The sequence below is a fragment of the Thalassobacter sp. 16PALIMAR09 genome (assembly GCF_000765485.1).
Taxonomy (GTDB): Bacteria; Pseudomonadota; Alphaproteobacteria; order Rhodobacterales; family Rhodobacteraceae; genus Thalassobacter; species Thalassobacter stenotrophicus.
This window is the reverse complement of the sequence record NZ_JHAK01000004.1, coordinates 40,863-67,816: the sequence shown is the minus strand read 5'-3', so window position 1 is coordinate 67,816 and position 26,954 is coordinate 40,863. Positions and strand designations below refer to the sequence as shown.

Annotated in this window: 27 protein-coding genes; 16 read left to right on the top strand and 11 right to left on the bottom strand. The window is 61.5% G+C overall.

Going from position 1 to position 26,954, the window contains the following annotated elements; genetic code table 11:
• Positions 1–181 precede the first annotated feature (181 nt).
• Positions 182–1,432: an MFS transporter gene (locus tag PM04_RS09895; protein ID WP_038006262.1), complete on the top strand. Its 1,251-nt coding sequence runs from the start codon at positions 182–184 to the stop codon at positions 1,430–1,432.
• On the opposite strand, the gene PM04_RS09890 is transcribed toward PM04_RS09895, so the two are convergent.
• From PM04_RS09890 to PM04_RS09870, 5 genes are all read right to left on the bottom strand, one after another.
• The gene (locus tag PM04_RS09890) at positions 1,429–2,334 is read right to left on the bottom strand and encodes an alpha/beta fold hydrolase (protein WP_038006260.1); all 906 of its coding nucleotides are present in this window, start codon (positions 2,332–2,334) and stop codon (positions 1,429–1,431) included. The genes PM04_RS09895 and PM04_RS09890 overlap by 4 nt on opposite strands.
• A gap of 8 nt (positions 2,335–2,342) precedes the next feature.
• Positions 2,343–2,963, bottom strand: a complete 621-nt coding sequence (locus PM04_RS09885; protein WP_038006258.1) for an HAD family phosphatase — start codon at positions 2,961–2,963, stop codon at positions 2,343–2,345.
• The gene (fghA, locus tag PM04_RS09880; protein ID WP_038006255.1) at positions 2,960–3,787 is read right to left on the bottom strand and encodes an S-formylglutathione hydrolase; all 828 of its coding nucleotides are present in this window, start codon (positions 3,785–3,787) and stop codon (positions 2,960–2,962) included. Before fghA ends, PM04_RS09885 begins: the two co-directional genes overlap by 4 nt.
• 63 nt (positions 3,788–3,850) lie before the next feature.
• On the bottom strand, positions 3,851–4,165 hold the full coding sequence (locus PM04_RS09875) for a hypothetical protein (protein WP_038006253.1): 315 nt from the start codon (positions 4,163–4,165) through the stop codon (positions 3,851–3,853).
• A gap of 88 nt (positions 4,166–4,253) precedes the next feature.
• Entirely contained in the window at positions 4,254–5,390 is a 1,137-nt protein-coding gene (locus tag PM04_RS09870) for a HupE/UreJ family protein (RefSeq protein ID WP_081945973.1), read from the bottom strand.
• Position 5,391: 1 nt separating this feature from the next.
• On the opposite strand from PM04_RS09870, the gene PM04_RS09865 reads away from it, so the two are divergent.
• The 6 genes from PM04_RS09865 to PM04_RS09840 all read left to right on the top strand — a co-directional run bounded on the left by PM04_RS09865 (position 5,392) and on the right by PM04_RS09840 (position 11,380).
• Entirely contained in the window at positions 5,392–6,216 is an 825-nt protein-coding gene (locus tag PM04_RS09865; RefSeq protein WP_081945974.1) for a DUF4198 domain-containing protein, read from the top strand.
• A 50-nt stretch (positions 6,217–6,266) separates the two neighbouring features.
• Positions 6,267–6,872, top strand: a complete 606-nt coding sequence (gene leuD / locus PM04_RS09860) for a 3-isopropylmalate dehydratase small subunit (protein ID WP_038006249.1) — start codon at positions 6,267–6,269, stop codon at positions 6,870–6,872.
• A 318-nt stretch (positions 6,873–7,190) separates the two neighbouring features.
• On the top strand, positions 7,191–8,009 hold the full coding sequence (locus PM04_RS09855) for a hypothetical protein (protein ID WP_038006247.1): 819 nt from the start codon (positions 7,191–7,193) through the stop codon (positions 8,007–8,009).
• Between the two features lie 56 nt (positions 8,010–8,065).
• On the top strand, positions 8,066–9,034 hold the full coding sequence (locus tag PM04_RS09850) for an endonuclease/exonuclease/phosphatase family protein (RefSeq protein WP_038006244.1): 969 nt from the start codon (positions 8,066–8,068) through the stop codon (positions 9,032–9,034).
• 82 nt (positions 9,035–9,116) lie between these two features.
• Complete coding sequence (gene leuB / locus PM04_RS09845) at positions 9,117–10,220, top strand: 3-isopropylmalate dehydrogenase (RefSeq protein ID WP_038006241.1); 1,104 nt, start codon at positions 9,117–9,119, stop codon at positions 10,218–10,220.
• Positions 10,221–10,408: 188 nt separating this feature from the next.
• Entirely contained in the window at positions 10,409–11,380 is a 972-nt protein-coding gene (locus PM04_RS09840; protein WP_038006622.1) for a DMT family transporter, read from the top strand.
• 14 nt (positions 11,381–11,394) lie between these two features.
• On the opposite strand, the gene PM04_RS09835 is transcribed toward PM04_RS09840, so the two are convergent.
• The 6 genes from PM04_RS09835 to PM04_RS09810 all read right to left on the bottom strand — a co-directional run bounded on the left by PM04_RS09835 (position 11,395) and on the right by PM04_RS09810 (position 20,701).
• On the bottom strand, positions 11,395–11,970 hold the full coding sequence (locus PM04_RS09835) for a hypothetical protein (protein ID WP_161785918.1): 576 nt from the start codon (positions 11,968–11,970) through the stop codon (positions 11,395–11,397).
• 307 nt (positions 11,971–12,277) lie between these two features.
• Positions 12,278–13,606 (bottom strand): histidinol dehydrogenase, encoded by a 1,329-nt coding sequence (hisD, locus tag PM04_RS09830; RefSeq protein ID WP_038006236.1) that lies wholly within the window; start codon positions 13,604–13,606, stop codon positions 12,278–12,280.
• Positions 13,607–13,765: 159 nt separating this feature from the next.
• Positions 13,766–16,228 (bottom strand): TRAP transporter fused permease subunit, encoded by a 2,463-nt coding sequence (locus tag PM04_RS09825; RefSeq protein WP_038006234.1) that lies wholly within the window; start codon positions 16,226–16,228, stop codon positions 13,766–13,768.
• A gap of 106 nt (positions 16,229–16,334) precedes the next feature.
• Entirely contained in the window at positions 16,335–17,321 is a 987-nt protein-coding gene (locus PM04_RS09820) for a TAXI family TRAP transporter solute-binding subunit (RefSeq protein ID WP_038006231.1), read from the bottom strand.
• Between the two features lie 249 nt (positions 17,322–17,570).
• The gene (locus tag PM04_RS09815) at positions 17,571–18,902 is read right to left on the bottom strand and encodes a sigma-54 dependent transcriptional regulator (RefSeq protein WP_038006228.1); all 1,332 of its coding nucleotides are present in this window, start codon (positions 18,900–18,902) and stop codon (positions 17,571–17,573) included.
• On the bottom strand, positions 18,899–20,701 hold the full coding sequence (locus PM04_RS09810) for an ATP-binding protein (RefSeq protein ID WP_052068300.1): 1,803 nt from the start codon (positions 20,699–20,701) through the stop codon (positions 18,899–18,901). The genes PM04_RS09815 and PM04_RS09810 overlap by 4 nt, the downstream gene beginning before the upstream one ends.
• 160 nt (positions 20,702–20,861) lie before the next feature.
• On the opposite strand from PM04_RS09810, the gene PM04_RS09805 reads away from it, so the two are divergent.
• The 9 genes from PM04_RS09805 (at position 20,862) to ureG (ending at position 26,865) form a co-directional block, all read left to right on the top strand.
• Positions 20,862–21,695, top strand: a complete 834-nt coding sequence (locus PM04_RS09805) for an urease accessory protein UreD (RefSeq protein ID WP_234702837.1) — start codon at positions 20,862–20,864, stop codon at positions 21,693–21,695.
• A gap of 1 nt (position 21,696) precedes the next feature.
• Complete coding sequence (locus tag PM04_RS09800; RefSeq protein WP_038006226.1) at positions 21,697–21,999, top strand: urease subunit gamma; 303 nt, start codon at positions 21,697–21,699, stop codon at positions 21,997–21,999.
• Between the two features lie 12 nt (positions 22,000–22,011).
• Entirely contained in the window at positions 22,012–22,317 is a 306-nt protein-coding gene (locus tag PM04_RS09795; protein ID WP_038006225.1) for an urease subunit beta, read from the top strand.
• Positions 22,317–22,511 carry a hypothetical protein gene (locus PM04_RS09790; protein WP_038006223.1) on the top strand — a complete coding sequence of 65 codons (195 nt, stop codon included), beginning with the start codon at positions 22,317–22,319 and terminating at the stop codon, positions 22,509–22,511. The genes PM04_RS09795 and PM04_RS09790 overlap by 1 nt, the downstream gene beginning before the upstream one ends.
• Before the next feature lie 48 nt (positions 22,512–22,559).
• Positions 22,560–24,320, top strand: a complete 1,761-nt coding sequence (ureC, locus tag PM04_RS09785; RefSeq protein ID WP_038006221.1) for an urease subunit alpha — start codon at positions 22,560–22,562, stop codon at positions 24,318–24,320.
• A gap of 122 nt (positions 24,321–24,442) precedes the next feature.
• A complete protein-coding gene (locus PM04_RS09780) occupies positions 24,443–24,931 on the top strand; it encodes a hypothetical protein (protein WP_152593995.1) in 489 nt (162 codons plus the stop codon).
• A 221-nt stretch (positions 24,932–25,152) separates the two neighbouring features.
• Positions 25,153–25,623, top strand: coding sequence for an urease accessory protein UreE (locus PM04_RS09775; protein ID WP_038006216.1), 471 nt, complete (start codon positions 25,153–25,155; stop codon positions 25,621–25,623).
• Positions 25,613–26,245, top strand: coding sequence for an urease accessory protein UreF (locus tag PM04_RS09770; protein WP_038006213.1), 633 nt, complete (start codon positions 25,613–25,615; stop codon positions 26,243–26,245). The genes PM04_RS09775 and PM04_RS09770 overlap by 11 nt, the downstream gene beginning before the upstream one ends.
• Positions 26,242–26,865, top strand: a complete 624-nt coding sequence (gene ureG / locus PM04_RS09765) for an urease accessory protein UreG (RefSeq protein ID WP_038006210.1) — start codon at positions 26,242–26,244, stop codon at positions 26,863–26,865. The genes PM04_RS09770 and ureG overlap by 4 nt, the downstream gene beginning before the upstream one ends.
• Positions 26,866–26,954 lie beyond the last annotated feature (89 nt).

Sequence of the window (26,954 nt, the reverse complement as noted above, 5' to 3'; positions counted from 1 at the left end):
TACGTAGCCTGCGCACGCCGGGAACAAAAGACACCCCGACCCGCGCACCTTGCCGCAGCGACCGCCATGTTTGATGCAGACGCCCAGTTAAAAATAATTTACGTCGGTTCAAGAAATCCATGTTTGACCACCGCGCAAATTCCCCCCACCTTGCGCCAAACCCCAGCCCGCCGGAGCCGTCATGCAAGCCACCCGTACCTCTTTGATTTCTCCCGTGCTGATTGCGGGTTCGATTATCTTGATGATGGGGTTCGCGATCCGCGCGTCCTTTGGGGTATTTCAACTGCCGATTGCCAATGAATTTGGCTGGTTGCGGGCGGAGTTTTCCCTCGCGATTGCGATCCAAAACCTGGCGTGGGGGATCGGACAGCCGATCTTTGGCGCCATCGCGGAACGATTTGGTGACAAAAAGGCCATCGTGCTGGGCGCAGTGTTCTATGCCGCAGGTCTGGTTCTGTCGTCATTTGCCGTCACGCCCGAGGCACATCAAATGCTCGAAATCCTTGTGGGGTTCGGCATCGCGGGCACCGGATTTGGCGTGATCCTAGCGGTCGTAGGCCGCGCCGCCAGTGATGAGCATCGCTCTATGGCGCTGGGTATTGCGACGGCGGCGGGCTCCGCGGGTCAGGTGATCGGCGCGCCCTTGGCCGAATACCTGCTGGGCAGCTTCGCGTGGCAAGAAGTGTTCGTGATCTTTGCGGGCCTGATCCTTTTGACCCTGTTTGCATTGCCGATGATGCGGTCGGTTCAGCCCCCCGCCACCCGGGCCGAGCTAGAGCAATCCATGGGTGAGGTCCTGCGCGGCGCGATCAAGGACAAGTCCTTTATCCTGATTTTCGTGGGCTTTTTCAGCTGTGGGTATCAATTGGCATTCATCACTGCGCATTTTCCCGCAATGATCACCGAAATCTGTGGCCCGATTGATCCAAACAGCGTGCTGTGGTCCTTTGGGATCACGACCACCTCAGCACTAGGGGCGATGGCGATTGCGATGATCGGGCTGTCCAACATCGCGGGCACGATCTACGCGGGGTATCTGGGCAAGCACTACAGCCGCAAGTACCTGCTCGCGGCGATCTACACGGGCCGTACAATTGCGGCTGCAGCGTTCATCATGCTGCCAATCACGCCCCTTTCGGTGATCGTCTTCTCGCTTGTGATGGGGGCCTTGTGGCTGGCTACGGTGCCGCTGACGTCCGGGCTTGTGGGGCATATCTACGGGATGCGTTACATGGGCACGCTCTATGGCTTGGTGTTCTTTAGCCACCAGCTGGGTGGGTTCTTGGGGGTCTATCTGGGCGGCGCGCTCTATGATGCCTATGGCACCTACACTATCGTTTGGTGGGTCGGCGTTGGGGTTGGGGCGGTGTCCGCGCTGGTGCACCTGCCGATTAAGGAAGCCCCGCTAGAGGCCCGTACAGCCGCCGCCTAGCCGAACAAAAGGCGCAGCACCTCTGCGCTATGACCAGAGGGCAGATCATGTCCCGAGCCTTCGATCACCTCTTGGCGCGCGGACGGGTTCGCGCGCGCAAGGCGGTCCATTGCCTGTAGCGGGATGACCGTGTCCGCAGCCCCCCAAATGGCCGTGATCGAAACGCCCGACTGCGCAAGCGCCACGTGTGTCCCGGCCTGATCCACGGACAACATATGCCGCAGGCTCGACAGGACCGCGCGCATATAACCGCGCCCCAGCGTTTCCGCTTGGATACGGGCCGTAAGGTCCCGCACCGCACCCGCGGTGTCCGGCGCATTGCGTGCGTCGCGGCGCAGGACCCAACCACCAAAGGTCGCGAAGGCCCAATCGCCCAACACAGGCACCGCCGCGCACAATTCAGAAAACCGTCCCAGATCGTGACCCAACCCACCCGGTGCTAACAGCACCAGCCGTTCGACCCGGGCCCCATGCGCCTGCGTCAGTGCGGTCGCAACAGCGCCCCCCATGGAATACCCCAAAACCGTGACAGGCGCGTCGATCTGCAGGGCATCTAACAGCTCAATCGCCTGCCCCGTGAATCGGCGCACGTCATAGGCACCCTTTGGCCGGTCTGAGAACCCCCGCCCGTAAAGATCATAACGCAGCACGCGGTAGCCCCCCGCGACCAGCCCCGGGACCATGGCATCAAACACAAACGACGGCGTCGTCAGACCGTGAATGCACAGAATTACCGGACCATCCTCTGGCCCCTCCAACTGGTAGTGGGTCACCCCCTCAGACAGGCCAACGAATTGACCGGGCGCGGCATTGCGCGCAGCCCCATCCATGGGCTGCTCTGCGCCCCAAACGGCCGCGCGCGCGACAGCGCCAAGCGCCACAAGAGCCCAGATCGCCTCCATCGGGCGCCCTAGGGCGTGGCCTCCTGAGATGTCAAAAGCCCCTCCGCGATGAGGCGGTCAGCCCAGCCTTGCGGCCCTTCAAACTGGTGGGTCTGCCAGCCGCGTGCGGCAGCGGCTTGGATGTTGTCTGCACGATCGTCGGTGAACAACAGACGCTCAGGCGCAACGCCGCAATCTTGTTCCAACATCTCATAGATGCGCGGCGCGGGTTTGATCACGCCCATGCGCCCCGACACGTAATCGCGGTCAAACTCGCTCAGGAAACTGTAGAACGTGAGCGCATAGTCAAACGTCTCAATCCCAAAGTTGGTAAGCGAGAACACAGGCACACCCTTGCGGCGCAGCGCGCGCAACAAGTGAACCGAATGCGGGATCACAGGGGAGGCAAGCTGGATCCAATTGTCGTGCCAATCCCGAATTTCCACGGCGAACTCAGGGTATTGCGCCTCTGTGTCCTTGAGAACCGCATGGAAATTCTCACCCCCATCGACACGATCATTCATGGCGTGCAGATCCACAGACCCAAACAGATCCCGGCGACGGTCCTCGCCGTAGTGGCGGTCAAAATGGCGCTCTGGCTGCCATTCAATCAGAACATTTCCAATGTCAAAAACAACCGCGTCGATCATGCGTATAGGGCCTCGGAGTGGAAGGTCATGTGGTCCTCCATAAAGGAGGAGACGAAGAAATAGCTGTGGTCATAGCCTTTTTGCAGGCGCAACGTGGCTTCGGCACGGCGGGTGGCCACGGCGCTGGCCATCGCCTCGGTCTTGAGCAAATCGCCAAACTGATCATTCGTGCCCGTATCGATCAACAGGGGCACATCCAGCCCGTCGGTGCGCATCAGGTGGCTGGCGTCGTGTGCCTCAAAATCAGCGTTCTCGCCCAGGTAAGCACCCAACTGCTTTTGCCCCCAATCACTGGCCGCAGGGTTGCAGATCGGCGCAAACGCCGAAACTGAGCGAAAGCGCCCGGGGTGTTTCATCGCAAGCGTCAGCGCCCCGTGCCCGCCCATGGAATGACCCGTGATCGCTTGGGCATTCGGGTCCAACGCAAAGGCGTCAAAGACCGTGCTCGGCAGGTCCTGCATGATGTAGCTTTCCATGGCGAAATGCGGCGCCCACGGTGCCTCAGTCGCATCGACATAAAAGCCCGCGCCCTGCCCAAGATCATAGGCCGCATCATTGGCCACATTCTCGCCGCGCGGCGAGGTGTCCGGAAAAATCACGGCAATGCCTTGCTCGGCCGCCCAGCCCTGCGCGCCCGCCTTTTCCATCGCATTGGCGTGGGTGCAGGTCAGCCCCGACAGGTACCACAACACAGGCACCGGACCATCCGCCGCCTCAGCCGGCAGGAACAGCCCAAACGTCATGTCTGTACCCGTCGCCTTAGAGCGATGGCCATAGACCCCTTGAACGCCCCCAAAGCAGCGATTTTCGCTGATGATATCCATGCTGTTGCCCCCATGCGTGCTGTGTTGGCGCCAGCATAGGCGCGCGTGCGGCACAGGCAAGCACTAGGAGCGACGCGTCGCGTTCGGATTGGGACGTGTCTGCGCGGCTTCCACCTGTTTGACGAAGCGGTTCAGCGTGTTCCCAACAATCGCCGTCTCTTGGCACAGAGCGTCCAAGTCGCGTTGCAGCGCGTCCAGCGCAAAAGCGATCCACGCCGCAAACCACAACGCCAATCCGGGCAAAATCGCGGTGCCAACGGCCTCCGCCCCCTGTGCCGAAATCCAGCCCGCCTCCGGCACCGTCAGCAGCGAAAACGCGCCAAGGCCAAAGGCGATCCCACCCAAAAGGCTCAAGACCAGGCCAAACAAACGTCCCATGCGCCGCTCCGTTCTTGGTGCGGCTCTGACCACACAGTTTACATCCCCAGCGGGACGGATGCCCCCGCCCCGCAAAGGCTATGTTAGATCAGGCAAGGAACGTCCGTTCAAACGCCCACCAAAGTCCGACAACCGCAATCGCCGCCGACATGGGCACCACAACGTATGGGCGGTACCACGCCTTGCGTCCGGCCCAGATACCAACGGCCAAAAAGGCCACGGCAATCACCGCGATCTGGCCCAATTCGACACCTACATTGAACGCGATCAGCGACACGACGAACTGCCCGTCGTTCAAGCCGAAATCACCCAGCACCGAGGCAAAGCCCAACCCGTGCAGCAGGCCAAACCCAAACACGACCGCGATACGGCTCCAGCCGATGCTGCGGTCTTGCTTGTGAAAGATATTCTCAATCGCGACATAGGCGATGGAGGCCGCGATCAGCGGCTCAACAATCGCCGGTGAGACAGTCACAACACCCAAAGTGGCCATCGCCAAGGTGATCGTATGCGCCAACGTAAAGGCTGAGACCTGCCAAAGCAAAGGCCGCCACGCGAGTGAGAAAAAGAACAAGCCCAGCACGAACAAGATGTGATCAATGCCCAGCGGGATGATGTGCTCAAACCCTGAGATCACGTATTTTGTGACAACGTCGGCGGTGCTTTGGGCGGCAATCTCACCACGGGGCAACGGGTCACTGACCGCGCCGCCTTGCAAAAACGCGCTGTAGGACGCGCCCTCCGCTTGTTGACGCACCGCCACACTGCCCAATTCTGCCGCAAGGCCGAACACCACAGGCGCGTCGCCCGCAGGCAACGGGGCCACAAGCGTCAGGATCGTATCGCGCGGAAGGTCGGTATCGCCCGCCTCCGGGATCATGACGGCGGTCACCTCAGGGGTCAGGGGGGCGTCGCCCGCGCGCAGCACAATGCTTTGGGCAATCGTCGGCCAAGCGGCGTCAAACTCTGCGCGCAGGGCAGCGGGGTCCAACCCGCGCAACGCGTCATTCTGATCCGACAGCGCGCTTTCGTCGGTATCCTCGACCGCGCCAAGGTCAATGCCCGCCAGCACCGGCTCTAACATGATCGTCAATTGCACGGTCACGTCATCCTGTGCCACGGTGATGTCGGCAACGCTGGGGCGCACCTCATGCGCACTCGCGCCGAACGACAGCCCCATCACAAGCGTCATCATGGTTAATATCGAAGTTAGGACCCGGCCCATTATGTTTCCCCTCAAATCGCTGTTGCCCGCAGTTTGCGCGTTTGTGTACGCGGCACAAGTCTTGGTTTCGGGTGCCGCACAGGCGCATGAATTCTGGATTGAACCCCAAGCCTATCAAATCGCACCCGGCGAAACCGCGCTTGCGGCGTTTCACGTAGGCCAAGATTTCAAAGGGCCCACGTTTATCTATGTGCCCCGCCGCTCGGTCCGGTTTGAACAGGTCGCAGGCGGCGCGCAGGCTGAGGTCGCGGCGACCGTGGGCGATAACCCAGCCTTTCAACTCACCGGCGCGCCGGAGGGACTGCTGATCGTTGCGCATGAGGCCGCCGCACAAACGCTGGCCTACAAAACATGGGACAAGTTCCAGAAGTTCATCGACCACAAAGATTTCGGCAATGTCCTGAGCGCACACACGGCGCGTGGCCTGCCCACGGAAAACTTTCGCGAAAGCTATAGCCGCTACGCCAAGGCCCTGATCGGCGTGGGCGACGGTGCAGGAACGGACCGCGTCTTTGGCCTGCGAACCGAAATTATTGCACAGGCCAACCCCTACACCGATGACCTCTCGAATGGCCTGCCGGTTCTTGTGATGCTTGAGGGCGAACCACGCACAAACGCACAGGTCGAGCTGTTCGAAAAGGCCCCGGATGGCACGGTCACGATTACCTTGCACCGCACAAATAACGACGGGATCGCGGTCCTGCCGGTGCGCGCCGAGCACAGCTACCTTGCGGACGCCGTCACCCTACAACCGCGCGATCCGGCCGAGGCGCCCGGGGTTGCGTATCATTCACTTTGGGCGGCACTCACCTTCGCCGTGCCCTGATCTTGCGCCCGCTCGCGCAGGGCGCTACAGGTGCCCCAAAGGAGAACCCCATGGACAAGTTTGAAACGCTCACGGGCGTCGCCGCCCCCCTGCCTCTGATCAACATCGACACCGATATGATCATTCCCAAGCAGTTTTTGAAAACGATCAAGCGGTCCGGCCTTGGCGTGAACCTCTTTGATGAGATGCGGTTTGACGACGACGGCAAGGAGATCCCTGATTTCGTGCTGAACCAACCCGCGTATCGCAACGCCGAGATCATCGTCGCCGGTGATAACTTTGGCTGCGGCTCGTCGCGCGAACACGCCCCTTGGGCACTGCTTGATTTCGGTATCCGCGCCGTAATCGCGCCCAGCTTTGCTGACATCTTCTACAACAACTGCTTCAAAAACGGCATCCTGCCCATCGCGCTGCCCCAAGAGCAGGTCGATGTGATCATGCAAGAGGCCCAAAAAGGCGAGAACGCCCGCATCACAGTCAACCTCGAAGAGCAGACCGTGACCATCACTGACGGCACCGCCTTTGCCTTTGAAGTCGATAGCTTCAAAAAGCACTGCCTGCTTGAAGGTCTTGATGACATTGGCCTGACCATGGAAAAAGCCGCGTCGATCGACGCCTTTGAAGCGCAGGCCTCGCAAGCCCGCCCTTGGGTTTAACACCGCGTTAAAACACTCTGCGAAGTGTGACTCAAAAGACTCACTTTTCGACACAATATATAGGCCCGTGCTCACCGCGCGGGCCTAAGTCTTTGGTAAACCCTTTAAAAACGCATCCTCAATAAAAATGAAAAAATAAAAAGATTCTGCTGTGAGTCCAGATGCTTGCGCGACAGCCTTAATTTGGGCAAAGTGATGGCATAAATGAGGCAGCCCGCCGCAAAGGTGGGTTTCAACTTGGGACAAGGACAAGGCACGTACCGCGTCCGTCCAAATTGAGGTAATGAGGCAGTGATTTCGCAGCTCACAGGCGCGTTCATGCGTGCTATTCTGGTGGCGCTTCTCGTGGCGACCCCGTCCCTTCTTTTGCCCGGATTGGGTCAAGAGATCACACAGATCGTGGCTTTGCTCGCGATCTTTGCGGCGTTTTTCGTGTTTGTAGAATACGCCGCCACCTACCCCGGCTTGGTCGAGTTTCGCGACGCACCGCCCTATAACCGCGTGCGTTTCCTGATGCTGCTTGCGACGCTGTTTCTGATCACGGTTGCCTGTCGCGGACAGTATGACCCCACACCTTTGGCCGAATTCGTCACTGCCATTGGCCTGTTGCTGGGCCACAGCGTCGACTTTCCCTACAGCCCGCTGAGCATCGTCATGGACGCCCTGCCGCGCGGCACCACGGTAGAGCAAGCCCAGATGGTGCGGATTGCAGCCGGGTTGGCTTATTTGGTGGCTCTGGTCTCGCTCACAGTCTTCGCAATCTTGATCCGGCTGCGCAGTTGGCCCTCCCCCACGGGCAGTTTCAACGTCTGGATCAACCTGCCCACGTTTGATCCAACCGCCGGCACCGACGTGGTTAAACGGTTAAACCGGGACGCACGCGTTAACATTATCTTAGGCTTTGTACTGCCATACATCACCCCACCTCTCGCGGCCTTCATTGCCGCAAACCACAACCTTTCGATGTTTTCCAACGACCTAACACTCGTGTGGACAGTCACTCTATGGGCCTTTTTGCCAGCCTCCTTGTTCATGCGCGGCATCGCCATGCACCGCCTGTCCGACATGATCGAGGCAAAGCGCAAACGCCTCGTGGACGCCAGCATGGACCACGGCGATGGGTTGCACGCCTTCTAATCTGCGTACTGCTGGCCACGCCCGCGGCCCACGCTGATACGCTGAAAATCGCTTGGATGGACACAGGCCTCACCCGTAAGGGGCCGGGCTTGATGTTGCGCGCCCTCACGGACCGCCCCGACGATCAATCCACCGCGGCAATCGCCGTCCTGGCCGCAGCCGCCGCCGATATCCTCGTGCTCAGTGGCATTGATCACGACTATGGCCTGCATGGGGTGCGCGCGTTACAGAACCGCTTGACTGAGGCGGGCCAAACCTACCCCCACATCGCCGCGATTTCCCCCATGTCGGGCAAGGCATCCGGTGTGGATATCGACGGCGATGGCCGCCTCAATGAACCCGAAGACGCCCTTGGCTACGGTTGGTTCAGCGGCGAAAACGGGCTGGCGATCCTGTCGAAACTCCCCTTGGGCGCGATTGAAGATCTGGGCCGCGTGCTTTGGGCCGACGTGCCCGGTTCCGCCGCCCGTGACGTGCTATCGGCGGACGCGGCAAACGTAGTGCCCCTTGCCTCAACGGCGCACTGGCGGGTCCCGGTCATGGCCCAAAGCGGCACGTTTGACCTGCTGGCCATGGCCGCAACGCCCCCCGTGTTTGATGGCCCCGAGGATCAAAATGGCCTGCGCAACCGTGACCAACTTTTGTTTTGGGCCAATGCCTTGTCCGACGGTGCCTTCACGGCGCCGATCCTCGCGGGCCGCTTCAACCTTGACCCCATGGACGGCGAAGGGCACCGCACCGCACTACGCGCCCTCCTGACCCACCCCCGTCTTCAGGATCCCGCCCCAATCAGCCCCGGCGGCGCGGTCTTTGAAAGCGATATTCCCAACATAGGCCCCCCCGCGCAGGACACCGCCGCGTGGCAAAAGCCACCCGGCCCCCTGCGCGTGGATTACATCCTGCCCAGCCGCGACTGGACCGTCATCGACAGCGGGGTCCTGTGGCCCGCCCCCGGTGACCCTTTTGCCGAAACCGTGGCACAAGCAGGCGCGGACCTTTTGGTCTGGGTGACCGTCACGCGCTAACAGATGCCGCCCATTCTTGACCCCGGGGCAGACCTCCGCTACCCACCGCTGCGATATATAACGCAGTGCAAGGAGCGCCCGCATGTCCAACCCTTCCCTCCTGATTTTGCCCGGTGACGGGATTGGCGCCGAGGTCATGGCCGAAGTGCAGCGCGTCATCGGCTGGTTCGGGGACAAACGCGGGCTGGCCTTCGACGTCAGCGAAGACCTTGTGGGCGGTGCGGCCTATGACGCGCACGGCACGCCGCTGCACGACGACACGATGGCCCGCGCCCAAGAGGTCGACGCAGTCCTTCTGGGCGCCGTCGGCGGCCCCAAGTACGACGATCTCGATTTCTCCGTAAAGCCAGAGCGCGGCCTGCTGCGCCTGCGCAAGGAAATGGACCTGTTCGCAAACCTGCGCCCCGCGCAATGCTTTGACGCCTTGGCCGATTTCTCCTCGCTGAAAAAGGACATCGTTGCGGGTCTCGACATCATGATCGTACGCGAATTGACCTCTGGTTCCTACTTCGGTGAGCCGCGCGGCATCTTCGAAGAAGACGGCCAGCGCGTGGGCATCAACACCCAACGCTACACCGAAGCTGAGATCGACCGCGTCGCGCGCTCCGCGTTTGAACTGGCCCGCCGCCGCAACGGCAAGGTCTGCTCGATGGAAAAAGCCAACGTCATGGAGTCGGGCATTCTGTGGCGCGAAGTCGTCACGGCCGTCCACAAGGACTACGCCGATGTTGAGCTGAGCCACATGTACGCCGACAATGGCGCGATGCAGCTCGTGCGCGCACCCAAACAATTCGACGTCATCCTGACCGACAACCTGTTTGGCGACATCCTGTCCGACTGTGCCGCTATGTTGACCGGCTCGTTGGGTATGTTGCCCTCCGCCTCGCTGGGTGCGCCAATGGAAAATGGCCGCCCCAAAGCGCTGTATGAGCCCGTCCACGGCTCCGCGCCTGACATCATGGGCCAAGGCAAAGCGAACCCGATCGCCTGTATCCTCAGCTTCGCAATGGCGCTGCGGTATTCGTTCGACCAAGGCACAGAGGCCGCGCGCCTTGAGACCGCGATCGAAGGCGTTTTGGCCGACGGCGTGCGCACTGGCGACCTGCTGGGCGATGCGAACACGACAGCCGTGTCCACATCCGGCATGACCGACGCAATCTTGGCAAAGCTCGACGCCTCGCTCTAAGGTCCGGCTTTCGCCCCAAGGCGGCACCAAACGCCCAATAATCATGCGCAAAGGCCCATCCGCCTTTGCGCATCTTTTATGGTGCAAATGTGCGCCCAATGCCCGCGCTCAAAATCAAGCCTTGCCGAAAACCAAACACAGGCGCAGGTATAGCGGGACTGCACACACCAAACACCCAAAGCTCTGATATGTCGTCTGCACCCTCTTCCTCTTTGTCCGGGCTTCTTCTGGGCCTTGCCGCATTTGGCGTCTTTGCCACTCACGATATTGCGGTCAAAGCACTTGGCGGCTCCTACGCACCCTTTCAGATCGTCTTTTTCAGCGTGCTGTTGGGCTTTCCCCTGGTGACGGTGATGTTGCTGCGGGATGCGACCACCGCGAACCTGCGCCCCAACCGCCCGTGGTGGAGCGGGCTGCGCACTGCGGCGGCCGTTATCACGGGGATATCGGCCTTTTATGCGTTCTCGGTCCTGCCCTTGGCCCAGACCTATGCGCTGCTGTTCGCGACACCATTGATCATCACCCTACTCGCCGTACCCATCCTTGGCGAAACCGTGGGCTGGCGGCGGGGCATGGCGGTGATCGTTGGCCTTGTGGGCGTTCTGGTGGTGCTGCAACCGGGGGCAACGGACTTCACGCTTGGGCATGTCGCGGGGCTGACGGCGGCGGGTGCGGGGGCCTTGGCCTCTGTGATCGTGCGCAAAATCGGGCGCGAGGAACGCTCCGCCGTTTTGATGCTCTATCCGATGGTCGCAAATGTGGTCGTCATGGGGGCGCTTTTGCCGTTCTTTTACAAACCCATGCCCTTACAGGATTTTGGGCTGGTCGTCGTGGTCGCGGTCTTTGGGTTTGTGGCAACCCTGTGCCTGATCGGCGCGTACCGCCGGGCCGATGCCGCCCTCGTGGCCCCGATGCAGTATTCCCAGATCATCTGGGCGGCGGTCTATGGCTGGCTGTTCTTCGATGAGGCGATCAACGCCTCAACCATCCTTGGCGTCGGGATCATCATCGCCAGCGGGCTGTATATTGTCCTGCGCGAGGCGCGCGGCGGCGGGTCCGCCACAACCCCGGTTTTACGCACACGCTCACGGCCCGAAACAGGCACCGCCCCCCGCGTCAGCCCAATGCTAACTGAGGCGGAAAAGGACGCCAGCCTTTAGGAGCGCCCCCAAGTTTACGAGCCATCCTTGGGAATTGTGGCGACAGATGTGACCTTAGCTGCATCCAGCAAACAATTGTCGAGCAGACCTAAGTATTGGTTGAGACGAATAAAGTCGATCTCGGTGCGCGGCACACCCGCTGCTTTTTCACTGGCAACCCTCGCCCCCTCCTCGTTGCCCCCAACACCTGCCAAAAGATCGTCGCGAATAGCGGTAAAATCGGCTACATCGCGTACCAATGCTTCACGCGTGATGATGCGGATTTCTTCCACCGCGCCGTAGGTGGCAGCCCGGGCCATCTTTTTGGTCGGCCCCGTCGAACGCGCCAACAAGAAGCGCCCCATATTGGCCGTTGTGGCCACGCAATTCATGCGCTTGGACGCGATATAGATACCCTTGATTGTGTCCTGAGACACCGTGCGCGACGCCACCGAAGTGCTCGCCACACCCACTAGCCCCCGGTTCGCAAGCGCCACATCCGACGCGCTGCCCACAGCCCCAACCACAAAGCTGCCAGCCGCCAAATAAGTCAAAACGGCTGCCACATTTTGCCCCTCAGTGGCTTCGTGCGCCGCTTTCCTGTAGGCCATCGATAGCGCTTCACTGTGCTCCGCCAAGGTCTTCAAATAGCTAGTTGAAGTGACCGGCTTGCTTTTCAATACCGCGTCCTCTTCCCGCAGCAGGCTCTTCTCTGCGCAACCTGCCCCCAAAACACACATAACAACGGCGACTGTCCAAGCCCGCATGGGACCCTCCATACTCATTAACCAACAACGGAAATATATTATCAGGCCGCGTTAACTTTTTGGGGTCAGGTTTTCCTTACCTCGACGCATGGGCCAAAACGCAAAAGGGCCGCCCTAAGGCGACCCCGATGTTCAGATTTGCACGCTCTTGTTAGGCGTTTTCGCTCGGTAGACGCGCGGCCTCAGCGTAGGGCACATTCACACCCCCATAGCGCCGTACTCGCAGGTTGCATTGCTCCGCATGGCCCGCAAACCCCTCAAGCATACACAACCGTGAACCATAGGCCCCAATTTGCGCCGCGGCCTCATCGGTTGTAACCTTTTGATAGCTATGCGTCTTGAGGAACTTACCCACCCAAAGACCGCCCGTATACCGGCCCGCCTTCTTGGTGGGCAGCGTATGGTTCGTGCCGATAACCTTGTCACCATTGGCCACGTTGGTGCGCGGCCCCAAGAACAGCGCGCCGTAACATGTCATATGCTCAAGGAACCAATCATCGCGGTCCGTCATGACCTGAACATGCTCGGACGCGATGTCATCTGCTACGGCCAGCATCTCATCATAGGTGTCGCACAAGATTACCTCGCCGTAGTCGCGCCAGCTGACCGAAGCGGTGTCCGCCGTGGGCAGGATCTCTAGCAGCCGGTCGATCTCCCGCAGAGTGTCCTCTGCCAGTTTGCGCGAATTCGTGAGCAATACGGCCGGCGAGTTATAGCCATGCTCGGCCTGCCCCAACAAATCCGTCGCGCACATTTCGGCGTCAACAGTGTCATCGGCAATCACCATCGTTTCGGTTGGGCCTGCGAACAGGTCGATGCCTACGCGGCCAAACAATTGGCGCTTAGCCTCTGCGACAAAGGCGTTGCCGGGGCCGACCAACAGATGCACGGGGTCAATCGTTTCCGTCCCGATCGCCATCGCGCCCACGGCTTGAATACCGCCGAGGACATAGATTTCATGCGCGCCGCCCATATGCATCGCGGCAATCACGGCAGGGTTCGGCACCCCATTGAACGGCGGCGTGCAGGCGATGATCCGAGGCACGCCTGCAACACTGGCCGTCGCCACCGACATATGCGCCGAGGCAACCATCGGGAACTTACCCCCCGGAACGTAGCAGCCCACGGATTGCACAGGGATATTCTTGTGGCCCAAAATCACGCCGGGCATCGTCTCGACCTCAACATCCAACATGCTATCGCGCTGCACTTGGGCAAAGGCACGCACCTGATCCTGTGCGAATTTGATATCCGCCATATCCTCGGGTGAAACTTGGGCGATAATCGCCTCAATCTCGGCCTCGCTCAGCCGGTAGCTTTCACGATCAAAGCCGTCGAACTTGTTGGCCAATTCGCGCACAGCCGTGTCGCCGCGCGTCTCAATATCGCGCAGCGTGGCGGCCACGATTTCGGCGGTTTTGGCGTCATCATAGGCACGAACATCATCCGAAATGCCGCGCTTGAGGTAAGTGATCGTCATGGGCTTGGCTCCGTTTTGCAAATCGCAATTGCATACCTATGCAACGCTAGTCCAAGCGCGCGGGCCAAGCAAGCCATTCACCAACGAAAAACCCCCGACGCGCGGCCGGGGGTTTTCCAATGTTTCGACAGGGTATTCGCCTTAAGAATTGCGCAGGCCTTAGTCCGCGCCGTGGACCGAGATTTGCGCATCTGAAGGTGGGTTAAAAACCTTTTGCACCGCAAAGATCGCCCCCGTCAGAACCACGCCGATGACGTCCGTGACCCAGCTGCCTTCGATCATGAACAGCGCAGCAAGGATCAGGGCCGCACGGATGAACCACGCCACGCGCGCCCCCGCGAACCAGCCCTGCACACCAGAGCTTAGCAAGAACACCCCGAACACCGCCGTCACACCCGCAAGGCCCACTTCGAACCACGTACCATCCATCAAGATCGCAGAGTTGTAGAAGAACATGAACGGCACGATGAACGCCGCGATGCCGATCTTGAACGACGCCACAGATGTCTCCATCGGGTTGGCCCCCGATATCCCCGCCGCCGCGTAACTGGCCAGCGCCACAGGCGGCGTGATGGCCGAGACAACGGCAAAGTAGAAGACAAAGAAGTGCGCCGTCAGCTGCGGGATACCCAGTTGCACCAGACCCGGTGCCACCACGCTTGCCGCCACCGCATAGGCCGCTGTCGTCGGCATGCCCATGCCCAGCAGGATCGCGATACACATCGCAAAGAACAGCGCCAGAAGTTGCGACACACCCGCAAGGTTCAACAGAACGCTTGAGAACCGCGCCCCCACACCCGTCAGGGAAATCACACCCACAATGATACCCGCACAGGCACACACCGCGATGATCTGGATCGACATGACACCCGCCAGCTCCAAACCCTTGAGCATCCCGCTCAGGCCCAGACCCTGTTGCTCCGATTTGCCGGCCATCTCGATGTAGGTGACATAGACAAACGTCACCGCCACTAGGGCCGAGATGATCAGCGACAGGTTCGTGATCAACGCAGGCGACGGCGCGCCGGGCTCTGCGGGTGTGATGGTGACATAGGCCACCGTCAGGACCACGGTCAGAACCGCAATTGCCAAGACCAACAGACGCTGCAACGTGAACCCCGCCTGCTTGAGCGAGAAATGCTCAGGCGTGGCCCAGCTGACGACAACAGCCGCCACCGTGGCCAAGGTCCCAGCCCGGATGACCGAATAGCCCATGAACAGCGCGACGATCAGAATGATGATCGGCAGGAACAGGAACACACGGCGCACCATGGCGCGGAACTTGGGCAGCTCATCTTCGCGCATCCCGCGCATGCCCAGTTTGGCGGCCTCAAAATCGACCATAAAGTAGATCGACGCGAAATAGAGGATCGCCGGGATGATCGCCGCAATGGCGATGTCGGTGTAGGGGATGCCCGTGATCTCGGCCATGATGAAGGCGCCTGCCCCCATGATAGGCGGCATGATTTGCCCCCCTGTTGAGGCCGCAGCCTCAACCGCGCCTGCAGTTTTCTTGTGGTAGCCAACCTTCTTCATCAACGGGATCGTTAGCGACCCTGTGGCCACCACGTTACCCGCAGATGTGCCGTTGATCATGCCCATCAGGCCAGAGGCGAAAATCGCCACCTTGGCTGGGCCACCCCGTGCGCGCCCTGCGGCGGCAAAGGCGAAGTTCACAAAGTAGTCCCCCACCTTGGACGCCTGTAGGAACGCCGCAAAGATGATGAACAGAATGATGTAGGTCGAGGACACAGCCGTGGTTGGCCCAAGGATCCCGGCGTCGGTATAGACTTGGCTAAAGAACCGGGTCCACGCGATGTCAGGCGCATTCAGGAACCCGGGCAGCATTTCGCCGGTGAACACATACACCAAGAACACGCCCGAAATGATGATCAGCGCAAGGCCCGCCACCCGGCGCGTCAGCTCCATAATCAGGGCCACCCCCGCAACAGCCGCCAGCGAAATACCGATGGGCGCAAAGGGCGTGCCCGTCGAGTTGCGCATCAACGTGCCATAGATCGTGATGAAATAGGTCGCCGCTGCGATCCCGCACAGGCCCAACAACAGGTCGGCGGGCACAATTTGGCCCCGCGCCCGTGTGCGGACCCAGCCGATCACGATGCCACCCGCAGTCGCAGCCAGCAAAGGCGCGCCAAAGTGCCAGATCTCACGGGACTTGATGCCCGGATCAATACCGTTCCAAGCGACACCACCCGCGATGTCCGAGGCAAAGCCCAGCGCCGTCCACAGCGCATAGAACGCTGGCAACATCAGGCCATAAGCCGCATAGTCCAGAACCGAATGACCCGACGCCTCTGCGTCATCATCCGGGAACGACCGGCCCGAAAAGAGGATAAAGCCAAGGATCAACGCGCCCGCAATGTGCACGATGCGGAAGTTCCAAGTCTCTAGGGGAAAGGATGGCAACAGCGGGATCGTGATCCCGGTCCATGCTGCGATCGACACGCCATTCAGCGCGGCCATGTGGAAGCCCGCATAAAACGCGGAAAGAGCCGCGACCAGAATATACGTGCGGCCCGTAAACAGGCGACGGTTGGATTCGACGGGTTCGTCGTCCACACCTTCGGCAATCACGGGGCTATCGGTGGTTTGATTGGTCATGGCGTCCCTCGCTCATATGTTGGACGCCCGAGGTCTGACGCGCGGGTCGCCCAAAAGCCCCCCGCCGCTTGACGCGGCGAGAGGTTATCATCGTAATCTCAGGCGATTAGCCGCCGTAGATCATGTCAGCGGCAATGGATGCCCCTGCGTTTTCGTTGAACCACTTGGCCGCACCGGGGTGCCACATCAGAACACCGTTTTTGTCCCAGTTGGCGGGCACTGTGGAACGGGCTGCTTTGTGGATGCCGAGCATACGCTCGTTGTCGGACATAACGACGTCAACAACGGCTTCTACGAAGCTCTCGGGCAGATCACAGTTGGCGATCGAGAAGTTCCACATCGACACGGAACGCGCATCGGCTTCCAGTGTGGTGTAGGTGCTTGCTGCGATGTCGAACTGCGAAACCGGGAAAGTTTCGAGGATCTTGGCTTGCTCAGCTTCGGTGAACTCGATGATGTTGACGTCCGTTTGGACCTCAAGCTGCGACACGGCGGGCACAGGCACACCAGCCGCAAACGCGATCACGTCCAGCAGACCATCCTGAAGCTGACCACCAAGGTCAGTCCAACCACCGTTGCGACGCTCAAAGTCGACGCCCAGTGTTTCCATCATGCGTGGGAAGTATGTGTCGGAAGTCGAACCAGCGGGACCGAAACCGATTTTCGCGCCAGCGGGGATGTCCGCAACCGATGTGATGCCCGACGATGTCAGCGCAGTCACCGAGAACGGTGTCTGGTACATTGGGAACATCGCGCAGGCTTTGTCCATTGCAAGGCCGGGTGCGATTGGGTTGGTGCCGTTCAGCGATTCCGCTGCTGGGCCCATTGTGGTCATGCCAAATGCGGCTTCACCTGTGTGCACCAGCGCCATGTTCTGCATGGGGCCACCAGTGACTTCGCCGCCGCCAGTCAGGCCCAGCTCTTCTGCCACGAGGTTCGCCCAGCCGGAGCCGTAGGCAAAGTAGGTGCCGCCCTGCGAAGCCGTACCAACGGTGAAGCTGGTGGGCCAGTCTGTGCGGTCCACGTGACCGTCGGCGAATGCTTGACCTGCGAACACAACAGTTGTCGCAGCCAGAAGTGTCGTGAGTTTCATATAACTCTCTCCCTTAAAGTTTTGTGGGGGCGTTTGGTCGCGTCCCACCTGTCTCCCGGCCCGGTGGTTTGGGCCAGCTCCCTGAGATCAGGATGCGCGCATGGAGGCGGGCAATGCCCCATCACGCAAGCGATGATTGCGCGGATTCGCATTTTGAGCATCAAGGCGCCCAGCCAATGGGTCACATTCGGAACATGGTGGCGCTAACGGTGGGTCGTTTGGGTGACACGCCTGCAGTTTGCGCGACGCTTAGGTATAACTTTCGCGATCCAACCCATGGCGCTGCATCTTCTCATACAGGGCTTTGCGGCTGATCCCGAGGCTCTCATATGTGGGCTTTAGGGCGCCGTTGTGTGCCGACAGGGCAGCCGCCACGAGCGCCCGTTCATGGGCTGCCATCTGCGTGGCCAAGGTCTCATCGCTGGCGGATGGGGCTGCGGCCTCGGCGGTTGGGCCAAAGCCCAGAACAAACCGATCCGCCGCATTTCGCAGCTCACGCACATTGCCCGGCCAGTCCTGCGTGGCGACCTGCGCCAGAACCGCGTCACGCACATCCGGCACGGGGCGTTTGTAACGGGTCGCGGCCTCGCCCACGAGGTGCATGAACAATTGCGGCACATCCTCGCGCCGCGCACTTAGGGGCGGCACATGCAGGGTCACAACGTTCAACCGGTAATACAGATCGGCCCGAAAACTGCCCGCCTCAACCGCTGCATCCAGCGGCGCCTTGGCCGCCGCAAGGAACCGCACGTCCAGATCCACGGGTTCATTGCTGCCCAACCGGGTAATCTGCCGGTTCTGGATCGCATGCAAAAACTTGGCCTGCACGTCCACGGGCAGGCTATCGATCTCATCCAAGAAAACGGTGCCGCCTCGGGCGAACTCCAACTTTCCAAAGCGGGGCTTCAGCGCGCCGGGAAACGCGCCCGCCTCATGGCCAAACAACTCGGATTCGACCAAATCCTTGGGCATGGCGGCGCAGTTGATATGCACAAACGGGCGGTCATGCCGGGGGCTGGCGCGGTGCAGGGCGCGGGCGACGATCTCTTTGCCCGTACCGGTGGCCCCCGTGATCAACGCGTCAGCCTCGGTCTCGGCCACGGCCCGCACCTGCGTGCGCAGCGCGACCATCGCAGCCGAACGCCCGATCAGCCGCGCCTCAACCACATCGCGCCCACCGACCTGATTGCGCAACGCGCGGTTTTCCAGCGTCAGGCGGCGTTTATCCAAAGCCCGGCGCACGGTGGCCACCAGATGCTTGGGGTCATAGGGTTTTTCGAGGAAATCATAGGCCCCGTCGCGCATCGCCTGCACCGCAAGCTCAACATCGCCATTGCCCGTCACGATGATCACCGGCAGGGCGGGGTCAATCTCAAGCGCCGCGCGCAGGAGGGCCATGCCGTCCATACCGGGCATCCGAATGTCCGTGACCAAAATCCCCGGAAAATCGCGCGCAACTCGGGACAGGGCCAAATCGGCCTCCGGCAGGGCCGTGACCGGCAGATCAGCCAATTCCAACGTTTGGCTGGCCGCGATGCGCAGGTCTTCTTCGTCATCGACAAACAGGATTGTCTCGCTCATTCCGCCGCCTCCTGCACGCCCTCAGCCGCGCGCAAATCCACGCCAAACACGGCGCCACCCTCCGGGTGATTACGGCCCCACAGGGTGCCGCCAAAATCACGTACAATATTAAATGAAATCGACAAGCCCAGCCCAAGGCCTTTGCCGGTTTCTTTGGTCGTAAAGAAAGGGTCGAACATCTGGCTCTGGGCATCTTGGGGGATGCCGGCCCCAAAATCGCGCACCGTCACCTGCCAGCCGCCCTCCAAGGGCGCTGCCCCCAACACGACGCGCCCACCGGGCCCCGAGGCATCCGCCGCATTCGTCAGGAGGTTCACAACCACCTGTTGCAACCGCACATGGCCACCGTTTACCACCGCCGCAGCCTCTGGCCCCGCGATATCCAACGTGATCGCATCACGCTTTAGGCGCGGCTCAACCACGGCCACGGCGTCCTCTATTATCTTGTCCAAGGCGACCGGGCCGCTGGCCTCATCGGGGCGACGAGCAAAGTTGCGCAAATGCTTTGAAATTCGCGCCATCCGGTCGGCCAACCCGCTAATGCGGGTGATATTCTCACGCGCCTGTTGGGTCTGGCCTCGGTCCAGAAAACTGCCCGCGTTCTCCGCGTAGCTTTTGACGGCGGCAAGCGGTTGGTTAAACTCATGGCTTAGCGCCGCGGACATCTGGCCCAGCGCGGACAACTTGCCCGCCTGCACAAGGCTCGCTTGGGTACGGCGCAACTCGGCCTCCGTGGCGCGCCGCTCCTCTACCTCAATGCGCAGGGCATCGGTCCGCTCGCGGACCCGGGCCTCCAGCTCGCGCTGAACGGCCGCCGCCTGCAACCCGCGCTGCCGCCACGCGGCCACCGCGAGGATTGCGAACAAACCCACCAGCGCGAACACCGCCAACACCCACATCGCCTGCGTCCGCGCCCCCGCCGTGGGCACCAATGACGTCACGGACCAGCCTGCCGTTTCGATCACCTCCGCCGAGGAGGCGACGTATTCCATGCCCCCCACCGTCGCGATATCCGCCGACCCACTCAGCGCGCGGCGCTGCATATCCAACGGCGTCAGCTGATCCAGCGGGTACTGCCGGTTCAGCGCGATGGCCTTTAGCTTTTCATCATCCAACCGCTGGGTCGTACGAAAATGCCAAGGCTGCTGCGATGACATCGCCACAACCCCGTTCACATCCGTCACGATCACCTCTGAGGCCGCACCCCGCCAGTTTTCCTCAAACGCATCCACGGTGAATTTCACGGCCACAACGCCGACAATCTCGGGCCCATCTCGCACCGGGGTCGCATAAAAATACCCCCGCTCACCCGAGGTGGTCCCTAGTGCAAAATACCGCCCCAAGCCCCCATCCAGAGCTTCCGTGAAATAGGGGCGGAAGCTGAAATTATTGCCAATGAAAGACCCCTCCCCCTTGTAGTAGTTGGAGGCCGCAAGCGCGGTGCCATCCACGCCCATGACGTAAACATCGGACGCCGAAACCGCGAGCGCGGTGTTCAATAGTTCAGTGTTGGCGGCAGCCACCGCGCCGGGGGCCCCGGGCGCGCGCAGCAACGCCCCAAGCGTCGGGGACTGCGCGATCAGATGCGGCAGCGGCGCATATCGGTCCAACGCCGCCCGCAACGAGTCGCTCGCCAGCCGCAGCGTGACCTCGTTTTGCTCGGCGGCTTGCAGCAGGAAATACCGCTCCAACCGGGGCCAAACCAGCACCCAAAGGGCCGTCAGCATCGCCACCAACACCACCGCAACTTGCAGGTTCAACGCAGCCCGGAGGCGCGGTTTTTTCGACGCAAATACCATGGCGCAAAGCTACGCCAAGTTCACCGCCCACGCCAGCGCTTGCGCGCATGCCTATTTTTTCACCAAACACGTCAAAACGCAGGCAGATGAGCGAAAAGTAGGCAGCGGATAGCAGCCCGCCCGTCGCACTTTGGCGCAGTCCTGAGATAGTTAACCCTCATTGGGGGACGAACCGATCACCGAACTGCACACCATAACAGCGCCCAGCCAACCCCGCGCCCGCGGCGAGGCTCAGGTCACGGCCAAGGCCCGCGATGGGGCTAGCGTCATCGCAAGCCTGCGGCAGGCGGGCTCGTCCAAGCTGGTGTTTCCGCGCGGCGGTGCCGGATTGCAGGCTGTTTTGGTCAACACCGCAGGCGGCATCACCGGCGGCGATCGGTTTGCCCTTTCGGCGACGGCGGGGCCGGGCACGCAGCTGACCCTCACCACCCAAGCCGCCGAACGCGCCTATGGCGCACAGCCCGGTGAAACGGGCCGCGTGATCAATAGGCTCAGCGTGTCTGAGGACGCGCAGCTCAATTGGCTCCCTCAAGAAACAATCTTGTTTGAAAACAGCTGCGTGCGCCGTGACATGAAAGTCGATTTGCACGAAACGGCGCGGTTTATGTTTGTCGAATCCCTCGTGCTGGGCCGGGTCGCGATGGGCGAGACGTTGCACAACGCCGCCTTCCACGACCGGGTAGAAATCCGCCGCGCAGGCGCGCTTATTTTTGCGGACGCCATGGCACTGAGCGGAGATGTCAGTGCCCACATGGCGCAAGCCGCGGGCGGCGCTGGCGCTCTGGCCAGTGTGATCCTCGCAGTTCCAAACGCTGAGGCGCTGCTGACACCCGTGCGCGCCGTCCTTGACCCCACATCCGGCGCCTCGCTTCTGGCGCCGGACCTGCTTCACCTGCGCCTCTTGGCGCCCGACGGATTTGGCCTGCGCCAAACGCTCCTTCCGGCCCTGCGGCTCCTTAGCCACGGCCCCCTGCCCCGCACTTGGATGATCTGACATGCAACTCACCCCCCGCGAAAAAGACAAACTGCTGGTCGCAATGGCCGCCGAGGTCGCCCGCAAACGGCTCGCCCGTGGCGTCAAACTGAACCACCCCGAGGCCATCGCCCTCATCACCGAGGCCGTGGTCGAGGGCGCGCGCGACGGTCGCACCGTCGCGGATATGATGGAGGCCGGGGCCCAAGTCCTGACCCGCGATCACGTGATGGACGGCATCGCCGAGATGATCCACGAAATTCAGGTCGAAGCGACCTTTCCCGACGGCACCAAACTGGTCACCGTCCACAACCCCATCCGCTAGGAGGCCGCCGCGATGATCCCCGGAGAACTCTTGCCCGCTGAGGGCGATCTGACGCTCAACCCCGGCACCCAGGCCGTCACCCTGATGGTCGCCAACACCGGCGACCGCCCCGTGCAGGTCGGCAGCCACTACCATTTCGCAGAGGCCAACTTCGCGCTGGAGTTCGACCGCGCGGCAGCACATGGCCTGCGGCTCGACATCGCGGCCGGCACTGCCATTCGTTTTGAACCCGGCCAACGCCGGGAGGTGCCGCTCATCCCCATCGGGGGCGCGCGCCGTGTTTTTGGTTTCAATCAACAGGTCATGGGAGACCTCTAATGCGTACCGAGTTAAGCCCTTTTACCCCCCATTATGCCGTCACATGGCCGCTCGATTTCTGGGCGCCCTCACTGCAAGCCGCCCGCGTTTTGGCACAAGCCAACTTCGAGATGACCTTGCGCTTTATGAACACGGCCTCCGCGCTGAACCCCTACCTCCGACCGTTGCAACGCACCGCACCCCGGCACGCTTAACGCCGCCGCTCCTGCCTGCCCACGCACTGCCCCAAAGGACACGACCCCATGGCCACCACGATTTCCCGCGCTGATTACGCTGCCATGTTTGGCCCCACAGTAGGCGACCGGCTGCGGCTGGCAGACACCGACCTGATCATTGAGGTTGAGCGGGACCTCATCGCCGAACGCGCCGGTGCGGCGTCAACTGGGGGCACAGGTGCCAACGCGCTGCACTACGGCGAAGAGGTCAAGTTTGGCGGCGGCAAGGTCATTCGTGACGGCATGGGCCAGTCACAAGCCACCCGTGCCCAAGGCGCAGTGGACACTGTTATCACCAATGCCCTGATCGTCGATCACACCGGGATCTATAAGGCCGACGTGGGCCTCAAGGACGGGCGCATCCACAAGATCGGCAAGGCCGGCAACCCCGACACGCAACCCGGCGTCGACATCGTCGTCGGCCCCGGAACCGAGGCCATCGCCGGTGAGGGCCGTATCCTGACGGCCGGCGGGTTCGACAGCCACATCCACTTTATCTGCCCCCAGCAAATGGACGACGCCCTGCATTCGGGCGTCACAACCTGCTTTGGCGGCGGCACCGGGCCTGCGCACGGCACGCTGGCCACAACCTGCACCCCCGGCCCATGGCATCTGGGCCGGATGTTCCAAGCCTTTGACGCGATCCCGATGAACATCGGCCTTGCGGGCAAAGGCAACGCGTCACAGCCCGACGCCTTGCGCGAAATGGTCGAGGGCGGGGCGTCTTGCCTCAAGCTGCACGAGGATTGGGGCACCACCCCTGGCGCCATCGACTGCTGCCTGTCAGTGGCCGATGACATGGACGTGCAGGTCATGATCCACACCGACACCCTCAACGAAAGCGGCTTTGTCGAAAACACGATGAAGGCCATCGGCGGGCGCACCATCCATGCCTTTCACACCGAAGGCGCGGGCGGCGGTCACGCCCCCGACATCATCAAAATATGTGGCGCGGACAATGTGTTGCCCTCCTCCACCAACCCCACGCGCCCCTTCACCGTGAACACGCTGGAGGAACACCTCGACATGCTCATGGTGTGCCACCACCTCGACAAATCCATCCCCGAGGACGTGGCCTTTGCCGAAAGCCGCATACGCCGCGAAACCATCGCCGCCGAGGATATCCTGCACGACATGGGCGCGTTCAGCATCATCGCATCAGACAGTCAGGCCATGGGCCGCGTCGGTGAGGTGATCATCCGCACATGGCAAACCGCCGACAAAATGCGCAAACAGCGCGGGCGGCTCAGCGAGGAAACCGGCGACAACGACAACTTCCGCGTCCGCCGCTACATCGCGAAATATACGATCAACCCGGCCCTCGCCCACGGGGTCAGCCAACACGTCGGCTCGATTGAGGAAGGCAAACGCGCCGATCTGGTCCTCTGGAGCCCTGCGTTCTTTGGCGTAAAGCCTGAGATGGTCTTGATGGGCGGCACGATTGTTGTGGCGCAAATGGGGGATCCGAACGCCTCGATCCCGACGCCGCAGCCCGTTTATTCACGCGCGATGTTCGGCAGCTTTGGCCGCTCGGTTGAGCAGTCTTCGGTGTGTTTCGTCTCCGAGGCCGCGATGGCCGCCGACCTGCGCGGCACACTGGGCACGGCCAAGGGCATGGAGGCCGTACAAAACACGCGCAATATCTCCAAGGCGGACCTGATCCTCAACTCCGCCACCCCCGAAGTCGAGGTGAACCCCGAAACCTACGAGGTCCGCGCCAACGGCGAACTCCTGACTTGCGAACCCGCAAGCGAGTTGCCCATGGCCCAGCGGTATTTTCTGTTTTGAGGGCAAACAAGGAAGCGAAAGAAGACGCTATAGGATACGTAGGCCTCGCGCTCGAGTACTTTGACGCCGTCGATGCCATGAACGTTGGTGAGCGTTTCACTGGGCCAAGACACTTGCGCCCAATGCTGCAGCTTCTGGGCATTGGCTTAGAACTGAGCCTAAAGGCCGACCTTCGAGCACAAGGCGTATCGGAAAAAGACTTAAAGGATCTGGGGCACTCCATCACCAAAGCTTATGGTCGTGTGGCACAAAACATGAAGAAAAGTGCAGAAACGAAGGCCAAATGCGATTTCATTCATAAAGTGCGCGGCTTCAGGGACGCGTATGTGAAAAACATCGGTCCAGATGCTGCCGGTGCTTCTAGAATTCCGACCAATGAAGAAATCGGCGGATCCGTTCCTAGAAGCCAAGATATGATTGATCGATTTGGTAAAATTTTCGCATCAGATCGAGGACTGAGATACCCCGATACCGGATGGGATCATTCAGCGAGGCTTTCGGTCCCGCCCTACGCAGACATTCCAGCCTTCTATTTGAGTATCTGGGGGTCAGCATTTGCAGCGACTGTTGATCAGGATGTTCGCCAATGGATGCAGTCTGGGAAAGAGTAATTGATGAAAGACAAAACGCTGTTTCCCCGGGTGCCCTGCCGAAGGCAGTGCTTACCCCTCCCCGCGGGAGGGCGCTTCGCACCCATCGAGGGTCAAGCGCTCCCCTCGCAAAGCTACGGCACCAATGGTGCAAAATATCGACTGCCCCGACCCAGCCCCACGGTCGAGAGCCTCCTACTCAAACCGCGGCCGGGGACCGCACCTCGCGCGTCAGATCAACGATGAAAACAGCACAAACCACCCACCCTCATCCCCACGGCGCGCCCAGCGACGCGCTGACGCTCAGCTATGACGCCCGCTTTCTGCGCCGCAAGGTGCTGACCACGGACCAAGGCAACCAAGTGCTGGTGGACTTCGCCCAAGCCACATCGCTGCCGCCCGGTGGCGTGCTGGTCTGCACGGACGGCACGCATATTGCGGTGCTCGCGGCGGATGAGCCGTGCCTGCGCATCACCGGCAACTTGCCCCGGCTGGCGTGGCACATCGGCAACCGCCACACGCCCTGCCAGATCGAAGCCGACCACCTGATCATCCGCGCGGACCCGATCATGGCCGATATGCTCCGCGGCCTCGGGGCACAGATTACCGAAATCACCGCCCCCTTCACCCCCGAGGGCGGCGCCTATGGCCATGGCCGCACCCACGGCCACGACCATTCCCACCAGCACGGGCCGGTTCCCCATGACCACTGACGCGACCCTCACCCTGGCGCAGTGGTTTTCACCCGCCTACCCCGTCGGGGCCTTTGCCTATTCCCATGGGCTCGAAACCGCGATTGAGGGCGGCTTGGTCCACGATGCCGAAAGCCTGCGCGCATGGATCACGCCGGTGCTGACCCACGGCTCGGGCCGCAATGACGCGCTATTTCTAGCGGCGGCCTTTCACGGCGACCCTGCGCAGGCCGATGATCTCTGCCGCGCCTTTGCCTCCTCAGCGGAGCGGGTGATGGAGACGACGCAACAAGGGGCCGCCTTTGCCGCGACCACCCGCGCGATCTGGCCGATCGACCTGCCCGATTATGCCTACCCGGTGGCTGTGGGCCGGGCCGCGCACCTGCTGGATCTGCCCCTAGAGCTGACCACACAATACTACCTTCAGGCCTTTGCGAGCACGCTTGTATCCGTCGGCATTCGCCTGATCCCGCTCGGCCAAACCCAAGGCCACGCGCTGATCCACGCGCTATCGCCCCTGTGCAAGACGATCGCCACCGACACCGCACAGGGCGACCTAGACGCCCTCTCAGGCACCGCATTCTTGGCCGATATCCACGCTATGCAGCACGAAACTCTTTACTCAAGGACCTTCCGCACATGAGCCAAAATGGCCCCCTTCGTATCGGCATCGGCGGCCCTGTGGGCGCTGGCAAAACCACCCTCACCGCGCGCCTCGCCGCCCATTGGAAAGACCGGCTATCCGTGGCCGTCATCACCAATGACATCTACACCCAAGAGGACGCCGAGGCCCTGACCCGGATGCAAATCCTGCCCTCGGACCGGATTATCGGCGTCGAAACCGGGGGCTGCCCCCACACCGCCATCCGTGAGGACGCAAGCATCAACCTGGCCGCCGTGGCCCAGATGAACGCGCGCCACCCGGATCTGGACGTCATCCTGATCGAGAGCGGGGGCGACAACCTGTCGGCCACGTTCTCACCCGAACTGGCGGACATCACGCTCTATGTCATTGACGTGGCCGCGGGTGAGGAAATCCCCCGCAAGGGTGGCCCCGCGATCACCCGCTCGGACGTGTTGATCATCAATAAAACCGACCTCGCGCCCCATGTCGGCGCCGATCTGAGCGTGATGGAGCGGGACGCCACCCGGATGCGCGCAGGCCGTCCGTTCCAGTTCTGCGCCCTGCGACACGGTACAGGCGTGGCCGAGGTCGCCGCCCAAGCCGAGGCGATTGGCGGGCTGCTCCCTAATACGCCCTAGCCGCCACAGACCCAAGGTGACGTTGCGGACCTTTGGCCCGTGACGCATGATGACTCTTTCCAAAACACGCTTAACTGCTAGGGTGCCAA

Coding starts and splice junctions, on each gene's coding strand:
- PM04_RS09895 (WP_038006262.1), top strand. CDS start 182: ATGCAAGCCACCCGTACCTCTTTGATTTCTCCCGTGCTGATTGCGGGT.
- PM04_RS09890 (WP_038006260.1), bottom strand. CDS start 2,334: ATGGAGGCGATCTGGGCTCTTGTGGCGCTTGGCGCTGTCGCGCGCGCG.
- PM04_RS09885 (WP_038006258.1), bottom strand. CDS start 2,963: ATGATCGACGCGGTTGTTTTTGACATTGGAAATGTTCTGATTGAATGG.
- fghA (WP_038006255.1), bottom strand. CDS start 3,787: ATGGATATCATCAGCGAAAATCGCTGCTTTGGGGGCGTTCAAGGGGTC.
- PM04_RS09875 (WP_038006253.1), bottom strand. CDS start 4,165: ATGGGACGTTTGTTTGGCCTGGTCTTGAGCCTTTTGGGTGGGATCGCC.
- PM04_RS09870 (WP_081945973.1), bottom strand. CDS start 5,390: ATGGGCCGGGTCCTAACTTCGATATTAACCATGATGACGCTTGTGATG.
- PM04_RS09865 (WP_081945974.1), top strand. CDS start 5,392: ATGTTTCCCCTCAAATCGCTGTTGCCCGCAGTTTGCGCGTTTGTGTAC.
- leuD (WP_038006249.1), top strand. CDS start 6,267: ATGGACAAGTTTGAAACGCTCACGGGCGTCGCCGCCCCCCTGCCTCTG.
- PM04_RS09855 (WP_038006247.1), top strand. CDS start 7,191: ATGCGTGCTATTCTGGTGGCGCTTCTCGTGGCGACCCCGTCCCTTCTT.
- PM04_RS09850 (WP_038006244.1), top strand. CDS start 8,066: ATGGACACAGGCCTCACCCGTAAGGGGCCGGGCTTGATGTTGCGCGCC.
- leuB (WP_038006241.1), top strand. CDS start 9,117: ATGTCCAACCCTTCCCTCCTGATTTTGCCCGGTGACGGGATTGGCGCC.
- PM04_RS09840 (WP_038006622.1), top strand. CDS start 10,409: ATGTCGTCTGCACCCTCTTCCTCTTTGTCCGGGCTTCTTCTGGGCCTT.
- PM04_RS09835 (WP_161785918.1), bottom strand. CDS start 11,970: ATGGCCTACAGGAAAGCGGCGCACGAAGCCACTGAGGGGCAAAATGTG.
- hisD (WP_038006236.1), bottom strand. CDS start 13,606: ATGACGATCACTTACCTCAAGCGCGGCATTTCGGATGATGTTCGTGCC.
- PM04_RS09825 (WP_038006234.1), bottom strand. CDS start 16,228: ATGACCAATCAAACCACCGATAGCCCCGTGATTGCCGAAGGTGTGGAC.
- PM04_RS09820 (WP_038006231.1), bottom strand. CDS start 17,321: ATGAAACTCACGACACTTCTGGCTGCGACAACTGTTGTGTTCGCAGGT.
- PM04_RS09815 (WP_038006228.1), bottom strand. CDS start 18,902: ATGAGCGAGACAATCCTGTTTGTCGATGACGAAGAAGACCTGCGCATC.
- PM04_RS09810 (WP_052068300.1), bottom strand. CDS start 20,701: ATGGTATTTGCGTCGAAAAAACCGCGCCTCCGGGCTGCGTTGAACCTG.
- PM04_RS09800 (WP_038006226.1), top strand. CDS start 21,697: ATGCAACTCACCCCCCGCGAAAAAGACAAACTGCTGGTCGCAATGGCC.
- PM04_RS09795 (WP_038006225.1), top strand. CDS start 22,012: ATGATCCCCGGAGAACTCTTGCCCGCTGAGGGCGATCTGACGCTCAAC.
- PM04_RS09790 (WP_038006223.1), top strand. CDS start 22,317: ATGCGTACCGAGTTAAGCCCTTTTACCCCCCATTATGCCGTCACATGG.
- ureC (WP_038006221.1), top strand. CDS start 22,560: ATGGCCACCACGATTTCCCGCGCTGATTACGCTGCCATGTTTGGCCCC.
- PM04_RS09780 (WP_152593995.1), top strand. CDS start 24,443: ATGCTGCAGCTTCTGGGCATTGGCTTAGAACTGAGCCTAAAGGCCGAC.
- PM04_RS09775 (WP_038006216.1), top strand. CDS start 25,153: ATGAAAACAGCACAAACCACCCACCCTCATCCCCACGGCGCGCCCAGC.
- PM04_RS09770 (WP_038006213.1), top strand. CDS start 25,613: ATGACCACTGACGCGACCCTCACCCTGGCGCAGTGGTTTTCACCCGCC.
- ureG (WP_038006210.1), top strand. CDS start 26,242: ATGAGCCAAAATGGCCCCCTTCGTATCGGCATCGGCGGCCCTGTGGGC.